The sequence below is a fragment of the Peterkaempfera bronchialis genome (assembly GCF_003258605.2).
Classification (GTDB): domain Bacteria; phylum Actinomycetota; class Actinomycetes; order Streptomycetales; family Streptomycetaceae; genus Peterkaempfera; species Peterkaempfera bronchialis.
In genome coordinates this window covers 1-17,373 of record NZ_CP031264.1, presented here as the reverse complement: position 1 = coordinate 17,373, position 17,373 = coordinate 1, and the positions used below count along the sequence as shown (strand labels likewise).

General features: G+C 70.5%; 16 protein-coding genes. 13 read left to right on the top strand and 3 right to left on the bottom strand.

The genetic code is table 11. The features are described 5' to 3' along the window. The first annotated feature begins 96 nt into the window (after positions 1-96). The 11 genes from C7M71_RS31175 to C7M71_RS00030 all read left to right on the top strand — a co-directional run bounded on the left by C7M71_RS31175 (position 97) and on the right by C7M71_RS00030 (position 12,661). On the top strand, positions 97-1,047 hold the full coding sequence (locus C7M71_RS31175) for an ABC-three component system protein (RefSeq protein WP_229758421.1): 951 nt from the start codon (positions 97-99) through the stop codon (positions 1,045-1,047). Further along, positions 1,044-1,529, top strand: coding sequence for a three component ABC system middle component (locus C7M71_RS00065; protein WP_111489416.1), 486 nt, complete (start codon positions 1,044-1,046; stop codon positions 1,527-1,529). Before C7M71_RS31175 ends, C7M71_RS00065 begins: the two co-directional genes overlap by 4 nt. Before the next feature lie 31 nt (positions 1,530-1,560). Beyond that, complete coding sequence (locus C7M71_RS00060; protein WP_111489417.1) at positions 1,561-3,510, top strand: DUF3732 domain-containing protein; 1,950 nt, start codon at positions 1,561-1,563, stop codon at positions 3,508-3,510. Positions 3,511-3,778: 268 nt separating this feature from the next. Next, positions 3,779-4,258: a hypothetical protein gene (locus C7M71_RS30415; RefSeq protein ID WP_162824075.1), complete on the top strand. Its 480-nt coding sequence runs from the start codon at positions 3,779-3,781 to the stop codon at positions 4,256-4,258. Positions 4,259-4,646: 388 nt separating this feature from the next. Then, positions 4,647-5,222: a DNA-binding protein gene (locus C7M71_RS31170; RefSeq protein ID WP_229758420.1), complete on the top strand. Its 576-nt coding sequence runs from the start codon at positions 4,647-4,649 to the stop codon at positions 5,220-5,222. Between the two features lie 7 nt (positions 5,223-5,229). Then, positions 5,230-7,524, top strand: coding sequence for a hypothetical protein (locus C7M71_RS00050; RefSeq protein ID WP_111489418.1), 2,295 nt, complete (start codon positions 5,230-5,232; stop codon positions 7,522-7,524). After that, positions 7,521-8,228 (top strand): helix-turn-helix domain containing protein, encoded by a 708-nt coding sequence (locus tag C7M71_RS00045; RefSeq protein ID WP_111489419.1) that lies wholly within the window; start codon positions 7,521-7,523, stop codon positions 8,226-8,228. The genes C7M71_RS00050 and C7M71_RS00045 overlap by 4 nt, the downstream gene beginning before the upstream one ends. A gap of 120 nt (positions 8,229-8,348) precedes the next feature. Next, positions 8,349-10,703: a DEAD/DEAH box helicase gene (locus C7M71_RS00040; protein WP_111489420.1), complete on the top strand. Its 2,355-nt coding sequence runs from the start codon at positions 8,349-8,351 to the stop codon at positions 10,701-10,703. Between the two features lie 85 nt (positions 10,704-10,788). Then, complete coding sequence (locus tag C7M71_RS00035) at positions 10,789-11,634, top strand: hypothetical protein (protein ID WP_111489421.1); 846 nt, start codon at positions 10,789-10,791, stop codon at positions 11,632-11,634. Continuing rightward, positions 11,628-11,801, top strand: a complete 174-nt coding sequence (locus tag C7M71_RS30410; RefSeq protein WP_162824074.1) for a hypothetical protein — start codon at positions 11,628-11,630, stop codon at positions 11,799-11,801. Before C7M71_RS00035 ends, C7M71_RS30410 begins: the two co-directional genes overlap by 7 nt. 101 nt (positions 11,802-11,902) lie before the next feature. After that, positions 11,903-12,661 (top strand): hypothetical protein, encoded by a 759-nt coding sequence (locus C7M71_RS00030; protein ID WP_162824073.1) that lies wholly within the window; start codon positions 11,903-11,905, stop codon positions 12,659-12,661. Between the two features lie 94 nt (positions 12,662-12,755). On the opposite strand, the gene C7M71_RS00025 is transcribed toward C7M71_RS00030, so the two are convergent. Next, positions 12,756-13,838: a CHAT domain-containing protein gene (locus C7M71_RS00025; RefSeq protein ID WP_111489423.1), complete on the bottom strand. Its 1,083-nt coding sequence runs from the start codon at positions 13,836-13,838 to the stop codon at positions 12,756-12,758. Positions 13,839-13,955: 117 nt separating this feature from the next. Here C7M71_RS00025 and C7M71_RS00020 point away from each other — a divergent pair, with 117 nt between their 5' ends. Then, the gene (locus C7M71_RS00020) at positions 13,956-14,273 is read left to right on the top strand and encodes a hypothetical protein (protein ID WP_111489424.1); all 318 of its coding nucleotides are present in this window, start codon (positions 13,956-13,958) and stop codon (positions 14,271-14,273) included. A gap of 325 nt (positions 14,274-14,598) precedes the next feature. Here the strand turns inward: C7M71_RS00020 and C7M71_RS00015 are convergent, their stop codons facing one another. Both C7M71_RS00015 and C7M71_RS00010 read right to left on the bottom strand, forming a co-directional pair. Next, entirely contained in the window at positions 14,599-15,453 is an 855-nt protein-coding gene (locus C7M71_RS00015) for a hypothetical protein (protein ID WP_111489425.1), read from the bottom strand. Further along, positions 15,450-15,689, bottom strand: coding sequence for a hypothetical protein (locus C7M71_RS00010; RefSeq protein ID WP_111489426.1), 240 nt, complete (start codon positions 15,687-15,689; stop codon positions 15,450-15,452). Before C7M71_RS00010 ends, C7M71_RS00015 begins: the two co-directional genes overlap by 4 nt. A gap of 472 nt (positions 15,690-16,161) precedes the next feature. Between C7M71_RS00010 and C7M71_RS00005 the strand changes: the two genes are divergently transcribed. Further along, positions 16,162-16,626, top strand: coding sequence for a hypothetical protein (locus C7M71_RS00005; protein ID WP_111489427.1), 465 nt, complete (start codon positions 16,162-16,164; stop codon positions 16,624-16,626). Positions 16,627-17,373: the final 747 nt, after the last annotated feature.

Genomic DNA, 17,373 nt, shown 5'->3' with positions numbered 1-17,373 from the left:
GGAGCCACCCGAAGTCCAGAAAACCCGGCGCGTACAAGCAACCACTGGCATCGATGGACAACCCTGGAAGCCATCGCAGCCTCCTCGAGCGCAGCGATGCCGCTGCTGCGCCTGGTCTCGACCCAGGTCGCTCCCGCCGACACCTTTCTCTCCATGCTCCGCTCCGGAGCCGACCGGGACACTCGTGCCGCACTGGCCCGGATGGAGAAGATCGCCGGAGACGAGAACGGCGCGGACGGCACGGCGAAAGACCGCGAACTGTTCATGGCACTGACTCCGTCGCAGCGCCACCAACTGGTCGACGCCATCACGGTCGATGACGGCGCCCCGGTGATGTCGGACCTGAACCCTAGTCTGGCCAAAGAGCTGGGGATCACACCGAGCGACCACGCTCAAGCCGCTCTCGACGACATCAAAGGGTGGTGGTACGGCATGGCTGTCGGACTGCTGGAGCGCAAGAACCCCCAGCGCAAGCGACCTGCGGTCAGCGCCCAGGAGCTCATGTGCCGCAGGGACGAAGTCCTCGACCGGTACGCCGGAAAGAACCTGCCGATCACTGAGACCCTGCGCAACCTCACCCAGGCCGAGATCGCCGGCTACGAGGACCAACTCGTCGTGAATCAGATGCGATGGATCAGCTTGCCCGATCCGGAGATCGCCATGCACCTGCGCGAGTACCACTACGCACGCGCCCAGCGCTCCGAATGGCTGCGCACCTTCAAGATCACACCCGAGCGGCTCGGTGAGTACGAGCAGGAACTGCACGACGAGTGGGAGCACGTCTTCCGCCGTCGCACCCGCCGCTTCCACGGCGACATGCCCGCACCCGAACGCGAGTCCCTCGGCCAGGCCGTACTGGACGACACCATGGACAGGGCCGCCGACAGGCCCGCCCGCCCCGGCAGCATCACCGCGCCGTGGATCGGCCGCGGCACCATGCACAGCCTGGCCGACCAAGCGGACACCGCGGTCCCGGACCGTGCCGTCGGTTGGCACCCGGACTACAAGGACCTGTGCAAGCCCCGGGAAGAGACGCAGGACCAGTGACCACGACCCCTCATCACCGCGTTCCCGAGGCAGAAGCCCTCTTCAACCCCGCCTTCGGCGCCTATCTCCTGGCCAGCAGCGTCCACGCCGCGGTCAAGAAGGTGGAAGGCCCTCTGCCGTGGCCCAGCGCCTTCCTCGTCCTCCCGCTCGTCCTTCCAGAGGACACCCGACGCTCACTGCCGGGTAAGTCCACTGTGACCCTCATGGCCTGGGCCCACGCCAACCCGCGCCACCAGGCGGCCTTCGCCGAACGAGCTGCCGCACTGACCGACTACACCCGCGCCAGCCTGCGCACCGCCCTGCGCCATCAGGCCATAGGCACCAGTCCGCAAGGCCTGACATGCCCCCGCGCTCCGAAACCTTCCTCGCAAGCCCCCGGCGAGGAGGTCGCCGAATGCGCACGCGCCGCCGTACTAGTCGGCCGCTGGCTTGCCACGACAGACCCGGCTCGCGCCTTCACCGTTCTCGGCGTCCGTCCCTGACCCGCCCCGTACAAGGAGTTCTGGAACCGCCATGCAGCTGCTCGCCCTGGCCATGTACCACCGAGACGGCGGGACAGCCCCGAGAGTCCTGCGTTTCCGTCCCGGGGCGCTGAACATCATCACGGGTGAGTCCGAGACCGGGAAGTCCGAGGTGCTCGACATCGTCGACTACTGCCTCGGACGAAGGACACCGAACCTGCCCGACGAGCCGATCGACCAGACCGTCGGCTGGTACGCACTCCTCGTCGTCTTCGGCGACGGGAGCCGCATGGTCCTGGCCCGGCCCCGTCCCGTCGGCGCCTCCACACTCCACGCCATGGTGCAGACCGGCGACAGCCGACTCGATGTCCCCGCGATCGGCGAACTCGTCCCCAACTCCAACGTGGCGGCTCTGCGCAGTGAGGTCAGTGCCAGGCTCGGGATCGAGGACTTCCGCTTCCAGCCACCTGCCGGCGCCGGGCGGAATGCCTTCGACGTCTCGATCGCCCACGCGGCCCTGCTCTGCTTCCAGAACCAGAACGAGATCGCCGATAAGAAAGCGCTGTTCCACCGGCAGACCGAAACTGGAATGACGCAGACGCTCAAAGACACGCTGCCTTACTTCCTCGGGGCCGCGGGCCCCGAACAAGCCCTGCGGCGCCACCACCTCACGGAAGCGGCCCGTGCCCAGCGTGCGGCGCAACGCAAGTACGACGACGCCCTGCGCCACCAAGCCGCAACCGAGGCCAACGGGCTCGCCTTGGTGCGCCTCGCGCAGAATGAGGGACTGCTCACCGACGTTCCCGCCGCACCGAACACCACCCAGGTCGTCGATCTTCTGCAGCAGGCACTGGCCGCCTCGCCGCGAACCGCAGCACCGCTCAACCTGTCCGACCGGCGTCAGGGACTGAACGACGAACGCCGCACGCTGCGCGATCAGCTCCAGGAGTACGACGAGGCCCTGGCGGCAGTCGACCGATGGCAGCAGCAGGGGCGCGCCTTCACCGGGGAACTCCACCTCCAGCTTGACCGCCTCAAGACGCTCGCCCTGCTCGGCCCCGAGCACCAGCACGACACGAGCATCTGCCCGATGTGTACCCAGCCTCTTCCGCAACCCGACCCGTCGGCCCAGGACATCGCCGAACTCACCGGCCACCTGGCCGAGGAACTTGCCCACGCGCAGACTCTGCAGCCCGTTCGTGAAGAGCACCGGCGCACTTTGCGGGCCGAACGCGACGGCGTCGCCGAACGCCTGCGGCTCAACGGAGTGCAACTGCGAGAACTGATGGCCAGCGACGAACGGATGCGCAACCTGCAGGAACAGAACCTCCGCATCGCGCACGTCCAGGGACGGATCGCCGAAGCCCTCACCCGTACTGGTTCGGACAGCGACATCAGCAGGCTGCGCCACAACCTGGCTTTGGCCGAGGAACAGACCGCCGCGCTCCAAGTCCTCGCGGATGAGGACGACGTGGCCGCCGAGACTGAACGCTGCCTGGCCGCTATCGCCACCGACATGACGGCGTGGGCGAAACGCCTCGACCTCGGACAGGCCGCAGACGCGACAGAGGTGAGCATCAGTCTCAACCTGCTCAACGTCGTCGTCAGGCGCCCGGCCGGCCGACTGCCCCTCACCCGGATCGGCAGTGCCAAGAACTGGATTGGCTACCACCTTGTGGCCCATCTTGCCCTGCACACCTATCTGCGGCGCAACGACCGGCCGGTACCCGGTTTCCTCATGCTCGACCAGCCCACTCAGGCGTTCTTCCCCGAGAGGCCGCGCGACGCCTCAAAGATCCAGGACGCCGACTGGGCCACCGTCACCGCCTACTTCACCCTCCTCAACGAGGTGGCACAACTCAACGAGGGCAGCCTCCAGATCATCGTCAGCGATCACGCCAACCTGCCCGACAGCTGGTTCCAGGACGCGGTCATCGCCAACTGGCGCCCCGACGAGGACGGGAACCGAAACGCCCTCATTCCCCCGGGGTGGCTCGGCTGACGGTTCGCCGGCTGTCGGGCTCGCCGTCCGGCAGCCGCTGCATCCCGTATGCCAGGTGCCGACCGGTAAGTCCTCCGTCCGCCCACCACGGTGCTCCAACTGATGAAGCCGCCATCGCCGGGACTCGGCCTACTTGCGACCGGCCGCTGCGGCTGGAGGGACAGGTCGTTTTCCGGTGTGTCCGAGTGCGGCCAGGGGGCGTTGTCCAGGCGGACATGGCGCGGCCTGGCAGAGCGGTCCGCCACCATGAGGTATCCCAAGGACGGCCATGGCAGGGGCCAAGCCCCGCAAGGACGACAAGGACGACAAGGACGACAAGGCTAAGGCGAGCAGGGAGAGTCGACTGCAGGGGGAGAGGCAGCCGCAGGCCGAGCGGTTCGGCAGCGCCGTGCGCGCCGACCTGTGGCTGGTACACCTCGATGTCCGTGCCGCCGGGAACGGACTGCTGCTCACCGTGTCCCCGGCAGAGGTGGGCTACCCCGCCATGGCGCGGCAGCTGCGCCTGCGCAACGGTGGCGTCCTGACCCTGCGTGAACTGGCTGCAGCGTTCCGCGCCGGCACTGAGTACCGGTGGGGAGTCGGCGACCGGCGGTTCGCCAAATTCCGTACCGAACCTTGGTGCTACGCCGCAGACCCGGTGGTGGAACAACCTGTGGCCCGGTGCTGCTGCGGGCCCGTTCCCGTTCCACCCGGAGGTCGGCGCGCAGTAGGACCGGGACCGAGTAGAACTGTTCAGCGTTGCGCATAGCGAACGCGATGTCCGCGCTCAGCGCGGTGAGCTGGGTCGCGTTGAGGCCGGGCACGCGCGCCTGGCCCTTGGCGAGGTTGCCGAGCACGTAGGTGTCGACCAAGGGGCCGCACTGCGGAGCACCGTGGCTTTCTGCTGGCGAGGAGTCATCTTCTTCACCTCCTTCCGGGGTTGGTAACCGATCACGGTCCCACCAGGTATTGACAAACCGGGGCGGATCACCTCACTGGGCATGCTTGTACGGCTTACTAAAAAGGCGTGGAAAGTGTCGGTGGGGAGGCGTAGAGTCGCCCTAGCGTTTCAAGTTAGATCAATAGGCGTGGAGGGTGTGGGTGTGTTCGTGACGACCGGTCAAGCCGGGACGGCCCTGGGGTGCTCGATCCCGACGGTGAAGAAACTGATGGCCACGGGGGTGGTCCCCGGCGTGCGCGACACCGGTCGGCAGGTGTTCCCGCTGGCCGCTCTCCAGCAGTTGCAGGCCCGCCCGGCCGCCGACCTGACCGTGTTCGGCACGCCCGAGGTGGCGGTGCTGCGCTCGGACGCCCCGGCCCGGGTGGACGAGCCGGACCGCGACTGGATCGGCTTCGGCACCGCACTGGACCAGGCGCAGCTGCTGGCCGCGCTGTCCGGCTGGTGGCGGTGCGACCCGGCCCGGGTCGCGGCCGGCGCCGTGCTGCCGGTGACGGTCGCCGGGTTCGTCGTCGCGGTACTGACCGGCATTCAGGAGTGGGAGGCCGACGGCACCGTCGGTACCACCGGGCGCTACCGCTTCCCGAAGGCACGGCTGGCCGGCTACCTGACCGACCTCACTGCTCCCGCCAACACCGCAGACCCGACCGACCCGGAGTACGCCCGGCTGGCGGGCTTGCTGCTGGGCACCCGCCTGCCGTCCGTCTCCGGCGGCCCGATCGCCTACGTCCCCACCACGACCACCGCCGACCAGCCCGCCACCGAGGGGGAGTGACCCGCTGATGGACCGTAAGACGTACACCGCCGAGCTCGCCGGTCTGCGCGAGCTGCGCATCGAGATCACGGCCGCCGAGAAGACGGTCGCGGCCGCGCAGAAGGAGCTGGACAAGCTGACCGACCGGCGTGCGCGCCGGGTTGCCGGCCTGGCGGGGTACGAGGGCGCCCAAGCGCCGGCCATCGCGAAGGCCTCGGGTCTGTCGGTGGGTGACGTCGTGCGGATCGCCCCGTTGCTGGACCCGACCCCGGCCGCCGTTCGCGCCGCCAAGGCCGACGGCCAGGCCGCCGCCCCGACTCCGGCGCCCGAGGTGCCGGAGGCCGAGCCTGCCGTTGCGGTCGCCCCGACGCTGACGCGCCCGGCCCCTGCCGTCGAGCAGTTGGCCCCGGCCGTCCCGGTGACCGAGGCGCCGACCGAGGTCGAGGACCAGGTCGGCGCCGAGCAGCTCGCCGTGCTGCAGACAGGATCGGCCACATCGGCCCCCGGGGAGACAGAACCCGGCGTACAGGCAGCCTCCGACCGCACCACTACATCGATCCCCGGCGCCATTGGGCAGCATCCGGTCGCGCCGGTCGCTGCCGCGCCGCGTCCGGTGGTCGAGGCCGGTCCGCGTGAGCTGCCCACCCTTCCCGAGGGTCCGGCGGGTGCGCGGTTCGAGGCTGTCACCACGGGCCTGGTCTCCAAGCGCCCCAATTTCACGCAGCAGGCCCGCGCCACGGTGTTCCTGGACGCGGCCGCCGGGATGCTCGCGATCCGCGACCAGGTCGTCCGGGTCGACCTCGGCGCCCGCACCCCGGGCGAGATCCTGGACGCCGTCCAGGCCACCGCCCCCGGCACCGAGCGGGTCTACATCACCGCCGGTGCGCCGTGGCACGACGGCGCCGAGCGTTACTCCACGCTCAAGGACGCGGTCGCCGCCTGGCTGAACGCCCCGTCCGAGCGGTGGACCACCGCCGTCGGGTCGGGCCGGGACAAGCTCGCCGGGCACTTCGTCCACCAGCGCCAGCCGGTGGGCCGCTACGCCCCCGCGAGCGCGCCGGACAGCGGCAGCACCGAGATCCGGAGCATGGGGGAGTGGTTCGACCCGGACGGCGCGGACGTGGTGACCTGCCGTCAGGCGTTCACGCTGTTGTGGCAGGCGCTGCGCCGTCACTGGGACGACGCGGTGCTCATGGGTTCCCCGTCGCAGACCGGCCGGGACCTGTGGTCGCGCACCATCCCCACCACGGGCAAGTGGGCGGGCGGCTACCCGGTCCTGTCCGAGGAGCTGCGCGGGCTGCTGCACGCGACCGGTGGGCAGGGCCGCACCGAGTTGATCCTGCCGCCGCGGGTGCCGGAGCAGCTCCCGGCGCTGGTGGAGTACGACCGCACCTTCGCCTACGCCAAGCACCTGTGGAAGTCCCCGGTGGGTACCCCGCGCCGGATCACCGCGGCCGCGTTCGCCGCGATGAGCGAGGTCGAGCAGACGAAGGCGCTGATGTCGTGCTCGCACTGGAACGTGCGGGTGACCGTCCCGGCCGGGTGGAACCACGTCGGCCTGCTCCCGGCCCCGGTGACCGGGGACCGCGCCTGGGTCTACCCCTCGACGCCGGGGGAGACCTTCGTGACGTGGGCGGGCGGCGCGGAGATCCACCTCGCGCTGTCGAACCACCTCGCTCCCTGGCGGATCGAGGTCCTCGGCGGCCTGCTGTTCGAGGACGGCAAGCCGCTGGACGAGTGGGGCAAGCGGTTGAAGGCGGCCTGGGCGGACCTGACCAATCTGTCGAAGCTGCACGGCGACGAGCGCCAGCGCACCGCCGCGTACCTCGCCTCCCGCGCCGTTCGCTCGGTGCTGCTGTTCGGCCTCGGCGGTTTCGCGCAGCGCCCGCGCCTGGTCTCCGGCACCACGCCGATCGGCGAGGCGCTGCCGACCGGGGTGGAGATCCTGGGCCAGGACGAGAGCGTGGTGACGTGGCAGCGGCAGGCCGGCTTCTCCCGCGACCCGTACGCCCACCCCGAGTGGGCGGCCTACGTGTGGTCGGGGGCCCGGGCGGCGCTGCTGGACATGAAGTACCGCCAGGGCAAGGAGGTCATCGGCTACGCCGGGGCCCTGCACGCCAAGCCGGGCAGCGTCGTGTACTTCGGCACCGACGGCATCGCCTTGACGGAGCGCCAGATGTGGCCCTACCGGGGCGAGCCGGGCGACTACCTTCTCAAGGGCCACCTCACCGGCCCCGTCGAGCACCCGACCAGCCAGGAGGAGTACCTGAAGCTGCGCGGCCTGGGCCGCGCCGAACTCGCCGCGAAGGGAGCTGACCAGTGAGCCCGGCCGACCCGAACCAGCCGAACGAGGCCGCGAGGCTGACCCAGGAGCTGCTGGACCAGGGCTACAGCAAGCGCCAGGTCGCCAAGATGCTCGGCCGGGACACCTCGCTGGTGAGCCAGTTCTTCACCAAGGGCAAGGGCAAGGCGTTCGTCGGCGCGCTGCGCCAGGTCGTGCGCGCGGTGCGCGGCGGCGAGCGCGACACCGAGGCGCTGTCCGGGATCGCGGAGGCGAACACGAAGCGCCGCACCACCAAGGCGGGCCAGAAGGCCCGGGTGCGGGGCAAGGACACGGTCGGCAAGCCAGGCGAGTCGATGGCCGGCCGCGCGGGCAAGCAGGCCATCAAGTCCGGTGCCTCCCACCTCGCCCCGGTTGTCCACGAGACCGGCCAGGCCGGCGGCCGCCTCGCCTTCACCGTGCGGATGAAGGCCAACCAGTACGTCTACTCGGCCGGGTCGGAGAAGGACTCCGGCGGCGTGCGGCGCGGGTTCATCCCCCGCGCGGACGGCACCGAGGAGCGCACCTACGGCTCCGCCTCCACCGGCGGGTTCGACGCCGCCGAGTGGTCCCAGCGGGTCGCCGAGCACCACGGCGACGTGACCGAGGCGATGCGGGAGTGGCTGGTGGAGACCGGCCGCGCGGTCGAGGACGCCGACATCGCCTACCTCGAGGTCCGCGGCTGGATCCCCGAGGACCAGCAGTAGTGCGGGCGGCCTCTCCCCAACCATGACCTGGCCCCGGGGAGAAGCCGCCCGCACCGACCCTTCCACAGCACCACCCGTACCGGCCCCGCCGTCTCAGCATCCGAAGGAGAAACCGCCGCCGTGGAGACCACCACCGCCACCGCCGAGCAGGACGTACCGGCCGCGTTCCGCGCCGCAGCCGCCCAGCCGGTCCCCGCGCAGCCGTCCGGCACCGCCACGGTGAACCCGCTGCCGCTGCACTGGTTCCAGAAGGACGCGGTGGCGGCCGCGGTGCGCGAGGTGAAGGACGGCGGCCGCGCCACCGTCATCGCGGCGACCGGCTCCGGCAAGACCCTCATCGCGGCCGGGTGTGCCCGGCGCCTGGTCGCGCGCGGACGGGTGCTGGTGCTGGTGCCGACGATCGAGCTGCTGGAGCAGACCGCCGAAGCCTGGTCGCTGCGGGGCGGCCGCCGCGGCCTGGCCATCGCGGCCTGTTCGCGCGAGGAGGCGCTGGAGAGCGCGGAGGCCGGCGGGCGCGTCCACGCCCAGGTGACCACGCAGGCGGCCCGGATCGCCGACCTGGTCGCCAAGGAGAAGGCCGACGAGCCGGTCACCGTGTACGCCACCTACGCCTCGCTGGAGCGCATCGTCCAGGCCCACCGCGACTTCCGCCTGCCGACCTGGGACCTGGTGGTCATCGACGAGGCCCACCGTACGGCCGGTGCCGAGGGGAAGGCGTGGGCCGCGATCCACGACGACGCCCAGGTCCCGGCGAAGCGCCGGCTGTACTTCACCGCGACCCCCAGGATCGCGGACGACCGGCGGGCGAAGGACGGCCTGGCCGACCTCGCCGACGCCGAGGGCGCGGAGAAGCTGCCCGTCCTGTGCTCCATGGACTCGGAGGCCATCTACGGCAAGACCTGCTTCACCTGGACCCTCGGCCAGGGAATCGAGCACGGCTACCTCGCCGACTACCGCGTCCTGGTGCCGGTGGTGACGGACGAGGACCTGCGCGAGCTGCTGAACCTGCCCGCCGTCGCCGACCTGCGCTCCCAGCGCAGCAACGAGGAACTGCTGCGCCTCGCGTTGCAGATCGCGGTGCTGCGCGCGGTCGCCGACCTCGGCCTGCGCCGGGTCATCACCTTCCACTCCCGCGTCAGCGCGGCGCGAGAGTTCGCCGCCAGCCTGCTGGACGCCTCCCAGCTGCTGGAGGACAAGGACCGTCCGGAGCGCATCTGGGCGAAGGCGGTGGCGGGCACCGACCGCCTCAAGGACCGCCGCGCCGCCTTCACCGAGTTCAAGGCCCACACCGGCGACGACGGAGAAGAGTGCGGGATCCTCTGCAACGCTCGGCTCCTGTCGGAAGGAATCGACGTCAGAGCAGTGGATGCCGTGTGCTTCGCGGATCCGAAGTCGAGCGTAATCGACATCGTCCAGGCGGTGGGCAGGGCGCTGCGCCAGTCCTACCGGCAGGGCAAGGTGTCCTGGGTCATCATCCCGGTGTACCTGCCCACCCCGGAGGTGGGCGACGACACGGCGGCCGCGGACCCGGCCGAGGTCCACGACGCGGGCGAGGCCGTGAAGGCTGAGGCCGATGCCGAGATCGAGGCATCCTCCTTCCGTACGATCTGGCGGGTCCTGCGCGCCCTCGCGGCGCACGACGCCCGGGTGGTCGGCCGGCTCACCGAGCTGCGCGGCGCGCGTTCGCAGCCCGCCGCGCACACCACCGCGGCCAAGCCGGCCGAGGCCGCCGAGCCCGGCAGCGAGGGGGAGCAGCCGCCAGTACTGGCCGAGTCGCCGATCGAGTGGCTGCGGATCAACGCCTGCCAGCACGCCGCGAAGATCCTCCAGACCGTCAAGCTGCGGGCGTTCAACCCCCGGGCAGTCGAATGGCAGCGGATGCACGCGGTCGCCGCCGTGTTCCACCTGCAGCACGGCCACCTCGACCCCACCGACAAGGCCAAGCACGCCGAGCTGATCTCCTGGCTCACCCGCCAGCGCCACCTGAACGGCCAGGGCCTGCTCGATGCCGCCCGGGTCAGCGAGCTGGACGCGCTCGGCATGATCTGGTCGAAGAACGCCAACGCCTGGGAACGCGGCTACGCGTACGCCGCCGCGTTCCACCGCCAGCACGGCCACCTGGCGATCCCGGCGACCGCGAAGCTCGACGACTACGCGGTCGGCGCCTGGATGCGCCGCCAGCGCAAGGCCGCGAGCCTCACCACCGACCAGGTCGCCAAGCTCGACGCGCTGGACGAGCTGTGGCGCCTGGACCCGGACTGGAATCGCTCCTACCGCCGCCTGCTCGCCTACCTCGCCGCCGGCGGAACCCTCGACGGCCCCGCCAACCGCACCGGAGCCGCCGACGACCCGACGTTCCGGCCCGGCACCTGGCTGCGCAAGCAGGACAAGGCCCGCACCGAGGGCAAGCTGACCGACCACCAGGCCGCGCTCCTGGACGCGCTCACCCGGTACGCCGAGACCGTCACCGACTGACCTGCACCGCACGCCCCCGCGGTCTCGGCCCACCAGGCCGGGACGGCTGTCGCACCTCGTTCCCGACTTCCGGAGGTACTGCGCGATGACCGACACCACCCGCCCCGAACCGGCCCGCGCCGCCGCGCCTGAACGGCTGGAGCTGGCCCCATGCAGCAGCCGGCCCGCGCCCGCCGACCGGGATCTGGGCCGCCCGATCCTGGACTCCCCGCTGGTGCGCGGCGCGATGTGGCTGCGCTGGAGCGGCTACGACGGCATCCGCACCCTCCACCACGGCGCCAGCCTGGCCCGCGGCTGGGTGGAGAAGGACGTCGAGGGCTTGGACGGCTGGGTGGCCCTGGTCGAGGGCCGGATCGTCGGCAGCGCCCGCCCAGGCCTCGCTGTGACGGAACCCGTCGTGCACGCCGAAGCGTGGAAGGCCGGTGCGACTTTGCACGCCGCCCTCGCCCAGCACCCCGCCAAGGCCGACCAGTGCGACCCGTTCGCCGAGGAGGGCGAGGACGAGCCCGACGACCAGGAGCACGCCCTGCTCGGCGCCGTCCGCGCCCGGGTCCGCCGCCAGGCGGCCGGGATGACCCTGGAGACCATCCAGCAGACCCTGCACCGGGCCCGGGACGACGAGCGCGTCGCCGACCGGCACGCCGACGCCGGAGACGAGAGCGCCTACGCCACCGCGGCCGATACCTGCGCCGAGTGGCAGCGCGTCCGCGACCACACCGCCGCCACCCGGGCCGAGCGCTACGACCCCGACCACGACACCGCCCTCCAGCACGCACTGCGCCGGGAGGCCACCGGCAGGACGTCGCCGAATGCGCCCGCGAGGCCGCCCACCAGGCTCGCCAGATCACCGACACCGCCCACCGCCGACTCGGCGGCACCGCAGCCCAGCCCCTCTACACCGCTCTCGACCGCGCCGGCCTCTACATGCTGACCGACGACGACCACCAGGCCGTCCGCGACCTCACACGGCACCTCGACCCCGCCACGCTGCGCCAGGTCATGAGCTGGCTGGAGCGCACCCGTACCGCGGCCCTCGCGCTGCGCGGCACCGAGCAGCCCCCGCTGGCCCGGCCTGTCGTACAGCGCAGCCGGTTCTGACCACGGGACCTGCGGGCCGCTGACCGATCGAGCGCGCCGCAATGAGACCGCCGCCGAAAATCGGGGGCCGTGCAAGGGCTTCGCGGCCTATCGTGTCGGCCGTGACAGCGCAGCCGCAGCCCGGTACCGACCACGGTCTTGAGACGGTCCACATCATTGCCCAACGCGACGACGGGCTCGCCAAGGTGGCGCACCTGTCTTGGGCCCGCTCCAACAATCCGGGTGACGCCAGCCTCTACATTCGCCCCTTCCTCGGGCAGGGATGGACGGCGAAGGGTGCGGTGACGCAGGCAGTCCCCCTGGGCGCCGACATGACGGTAACCGCCGACCGCGAGGTCAACGCCGTGTTCGACGAGGCGAAGATCTCCCTGCACCACACCGGGCAGACCCACGTCTACGTCGGGCCCCGCCGCCCGCGGAACCGCCTTCCCGCCGTACACGGCCTTCCCCTGGACGATCCGGCCGGCGGCCACGTCGCGTCCATCGTCTGCTTCGACCTTGCGGAACTTCCGCTGCTGGAACGGGGACTCGAAGCGACCACGACCAACATCGACTACGTGGTCCCGGCCCCCGGCCAGGGCACCGCGCGACTCAACGTGGCCATTTTCACCGGCACCGACGAACAGAAAATGCGCGATCGGTACCAGTTCCTCCAGGATGCTCAGCTGCTGTACTTCGAGCGCGAGAAAATGGACCACCGCCTGTACTTCGGCATACGGTGCGGCTTCTTCGACGGACCGCTCCAGCACACCCCAGGGGTCACTGTGATCGGAGGGTGGGGACCAGGGGTAAGCACTACAGAGGAGATTCCGATGGTCTCGCTCTGGGTGGGCCCGAACTCGACAGAGCCCACAGATTGACGCTGCGCAGCTGATGAGCGGAGCATTCTGATGCTGAACAGCGAGGTGGCGGCCCACCACACGGTGGGCCGCCACCTCGCTGTTCAGCAGCGTGTCACTGGACTGGCTGTGCCGCCGGAGGCTTGACCAGGACAGCGGCGCGCGGGTCGGCGTCAGGCGCATGGAACAGCGTGGGCAGATCGTGGTCATCCAGGCCGGCCATCTCGACCGCAACCTGCCCGGAGGCGCTGGCACTCGTGATGGACTGCCCGTTGGCGATGGCCGCGTAGAGCTGCGCCGCGTAGCTGATCGCGTCGAGATCGCCGATGGTGTCGGACATCCCGATCGCGAACGGAACCACCTCCTGGTCCACCAGCCGCTGCGCCTGGGGTGCCGAGCTGCAGGAGTTCAGGACGACCAGCAGCGGCGGGTTGTCGGTGGCCGCCAGCGCCCGGCCGAACGCCCCGGCCGAGACCACAAGCCCGTCGTTGGGCGCGTCGACGTCTTGCTCGAAGACCAGCAGATGCTCCGCGCTGTGCCCGGTGAAGTGGACCACATGGGGCCGGAACCCGGTGAGCCCGTCCAGCAGATCGGCAGTCGTCGCCGACCCGCGCACGTCGAACTCGACCAGGTCGCGATGCAGCGAGCTGCGCACCGCGTTCCGGATCCGGCTTTGCTCGCGCCCGACCCGTAGGGGGTCACTCTCGCTCGACGCCCCCAGCATCAGGATCCGTAGCGGCTCCGCCTTCGGCACCCGGAACTCCCGCGCGATTTCCTCCACCTGTGCCTCCGCTGCATCCAACCGGGCATCCACCCTGGCCTGCCGTACGACCGTCGCCTGCTGCGCCACCCGTTCCACCTGCGCGCGACGCCTGTCCGCGGCTGCCCGCTCGCCCGCCTCGGCCTTCGCGAGTTTGACCAGAAGGCCTGCCGCTTCCTTGGCGAACCCGGCTGCCTTCTTCTCCACCTCTGCGGCGCTCTTGCCCGCCACGTTGGCCTTCTCCTCGGACCTGGTCGCCTGGTTCAGCTTGGTCTTCGAGGTGCCGGGCGAACTGGTCCGGCTTGCTGCCTGACGTTCCTTGGCGGCGTCGGCTCGGTGGCCTGCTTCCTTCTTGCGCAAGTCCGCGGCCTTGGCCACGGCATCCGCCTGCTGTCGCTGTTTGCGTTCCAGCTGGCTGCGGTACTGGCTCGAACTCACTGGATCTCCAATCGGCCGACGCGGTTGAACACATGCAGCGCCAACCGTTTGACGCTACCGGTCGGGTCGGACAGATCTGTGCTCCGAGGACGCGCATCCGCTCGACTGTGTCGTCCAGTGGAGCGGGAGGCCGAGGAACGGTTGGAGGCCGCCCGCACGGCCAACGCCGCGCTGCGCCCGTGCTGGACGTGCCGGGGCTCGATCGGTGGGAAGGAGGGCTCGAAGCTGGAGCTGCGCCAGGAGGCCCGGCCGGGCCGGCTGGAGTGTCCCGACTGCGAACAGGCCCGCGCCGCAGAGGACTTGGGCCCGTTGGTGCTGCCTGTCCCGACCAGGCGCGAGCTGGTGGCCGCGTTGGTCTCCACTCCGGACGATCCGTGGTGGGAGGTGCGGGTGTTGCACGCGAAGCTCTACCCGGCGAGGGCCCGTCAGGTGTGACCTGTTGGCTGTGGCGGGTGTGGAACGGGGACGGAGGCCGAGTTGTCTGGACCTTTTCTGGTGTCCGCTGGAGGTGCCGACGGGGTGGGTGTTGTCCGAGGGGCAGTGACTGCGTGTGATGGTGGGGCGGCTTGGAGGGCGGTCGGGTGTTGCGGTCCTGTATTCGGGGGTGAATTCGGTCAGTAATTCCGTCTGTTCGTTTTATTGGATTGGTTGACGGATGGTGGTCTGAATTCGGTTCGGATTTGCGGTATTGGGGTGGTGGCGGGGTTGGTGTTCGGGTCTGCGGGGTCGGCGCCGGGTGGTGCTGGTCGGGGTGGATTGGTCAGGCGCGGTAGCGGTTCAGTAGATCGGCGAGTGATGGCCTGTCGTTTTGCTGCGCTGTGGTCTGAGCCTCGTGCGCGAGCTCGTCGAGTTCGTCCTTGGTGAGGTCGTCGACCCAGGCGATCTGCCGTTGGAACTCGGCCTCTTCTTCGTCGCGCAACTGCTGGTCGTACCAGTCGAGCTCGGGTTCGGCGAGCCAGGGGCGGGCGGCTTCGTCGCGTTGGCGCCGCGAGTCGGCAAGTTCGACGATCTCGCACGGATATACCGCTGGTGGGCGCGGTCCGGCCAAGATCCGGTGGCGGGTATCAATGAGCGCTACGAGGACGGCAACGTTGCCGGCTGCGCAGCTGGCCGTGAAGGCGGCCAGCCATTGCTCGGAGGGCAGCCGCCGACCGGTCAGGGCGTTGTGCAGGGAACTACGGGTGAGCAGGCCAGCGGCCTCGGGGGCGGCAGCGATTTGACGCAGGCTCAGGCGAGCGTCCGACTTCAGCCGGGTCAGGGCCCGGGCCAGTCCGGCCTGGGTGGTGATCCGGCCGGGCACATGTGGTGGACGGGCCCGGGGTACCACCAGGTTCGCGCCCGCCTCCGAGGCCGCAGCCCACATCCGCTCGGCCGTCTTCTCGTCGGCGCCAGCGCCCCGGGCGAACGCCAGAACGGCGTAGCGGGTGGGCAGCCGGCCGTCCAGCGCCCGGCGCAGGGTGCACTCGGAGATGGGCAGCTTCTTCCCGCTGGCCCGGCGCGCGAGGCCCTCGAAGGTCATGCGGCGCTTCACACCACGCAGCCAGCCGCGCAGCGCCGCCAGTTCCTGAGTCTCGGCCGACGGGCGAGCGCCGGCGGGTCGGGCGGAGGTGGTCATCCGCGGTTGCTGGTGGCGAGCGCGGCGAACAGACGGCCCACGCGGCCAGGGACGAGGAGCAGACAGGGGACCGAGGTGAGTGCGATCAGAATGCCGGGGATCGGGCGCTGCATGATGGTCAGGACGGTCACCGCGGTGATCGCGGTGATGAGGACGGCGGTCTCGCCGGCCCCAAGACGAGCGGGGCCGGGCGGGACCGGCTCAAGCTCGGCACCGGGGGCGGACTCGGTGGGCATGGTGGCGCCTCCAGACGAGAGATACGGGTGGCCGGGCGGGGAGTCGGCCCGGTGCAATGAGGCGATGGTGACAGCGCCCGGCCTGACTACGCGAGCCGCCCACGGCCCACGCCGCCCCTGACGTACTTTCCGCACTCCGTAGGTGTGTGCAGCTCAACAACCAGAAGCGAGCAACGGCTGTCCATGCCCGCCTCCCCGGCGCCCGCCTGCTCGCCCGCCGCTGGGCCCGGTCGTCGTTCTGGTCGGCCGCCAGGCCGTCCCGCTGGTGCATCCGTCTCGGCCGCGCGGTCGTTTCGGGCCTGTTGTGTCTGGGCGGTGCTGCGCCGCCGTCCGGGGGCTGCTGGGCGCCGCTGTTCCGGTTGGGCGGCTGGGTGGCCGTCAGGCCGCCTGGTGGCTGCTCGTGGAGGGCGCACGGCCGCAGGCGTCATCATCGAAAGTTGACGGATCGTATTTTTGAGTTGATGCTCTCGCCATGGCGAACGTATTCAGCGAGCGGGTGGCCCACCTCAACGAAGCGGGAAAGACCTACCAGGAGATGGCGGTCGATTGTGACCTGAAACCGTCTGTGACCTGGTGGAACAAGGCGCGATGGAACGAGATCAAGATCCCGCCGGAGCCGGGCCTGTACCCGCGCATGGCCAAGGCGCTGGAAGTTCCGGAGCGCAGGGTGGCGGAGATGGTTGCCGAGCAGTGGTGCGGAGTCAGACCGGATGACACGGTCCCCGAGCGGCTGCGCCACCTGATGGCCGTGGCGCGAGGGGTCAAGAACGACGAGGACCTGAAGCTCCTCGTCGGCCTTGCGCACGCGCTTAGCGTGAAGCACGGAGCAGAGAGTCTTGTGCAGTTGCTCGACCCGGACCCTGCCGAGGTGATCAAGCTGCGGGAGGCCAAGGAGAGTGGCCGCCGTGTGCTGAAAGTCAGGAGGCCAGCCAGGTGAGGACACCCGACGCCTGCACGGCTGCGTCCTGGTCGGCCGTCAGGCCGTCGCGCTGGCCTGGCTCGGCCACCGTCCAGGACGTCGCGGGGCTGCGCTCGGGCAGCAGTTCGGGGCCCCGGCGTTCGGTTTGGTGGTGCTGCTCCGAAGATTGCCGGGTTGGCGCTTGGTGGGATTTTCTGGCTGCACCTGGAAGGGCGGCCGTGGTGTCAGTTCTGGGGCCGTATGCCCCTTTCCTGCGCGCCGGAATGCGGTTTCTGCCTGCCGCGCCGTGTGGTGCTTTCGGATTTCGCCCTGAAAGGACAGCGGAGGGGAATCCGTATTCCGGCTTAGGGCGTCGCCGGATAGGGCCGTAAGGGCGGTTGCCGTAACGGCTTGTGTTCGCGTCATTCCCCCGTTTTTGGATCGGTAGGATAGGGCCGTTCGGCGTTCCGGTAAGTGCCGTCGGAAACGCGCCGAACGTCTCTAGGAAAGCGGTCTGGGATTCTCGGTTGAGGGCTCGTCAGGGGCCGCTGTCCGGGTCGCTGGTGAGGGCCCGCGACCGGGGCCGGTGAGGCTCGGACGGGACCGGGGGCCCAGCGGTGCCCCCCGAGGGCCGCAGGCCCCGCCCCCGGGGTGGCGGATGGGCCGTCGGCCCAGCAACGGCAAGGCTGAACCGGCCACCGGCCGGGACCGGGGGAGGACTCCCGGGGGTGGGGGTGTGGCCAGTACCCGAAGTCCGCGACACATCGTCAACGCCGAGGGCCGCAG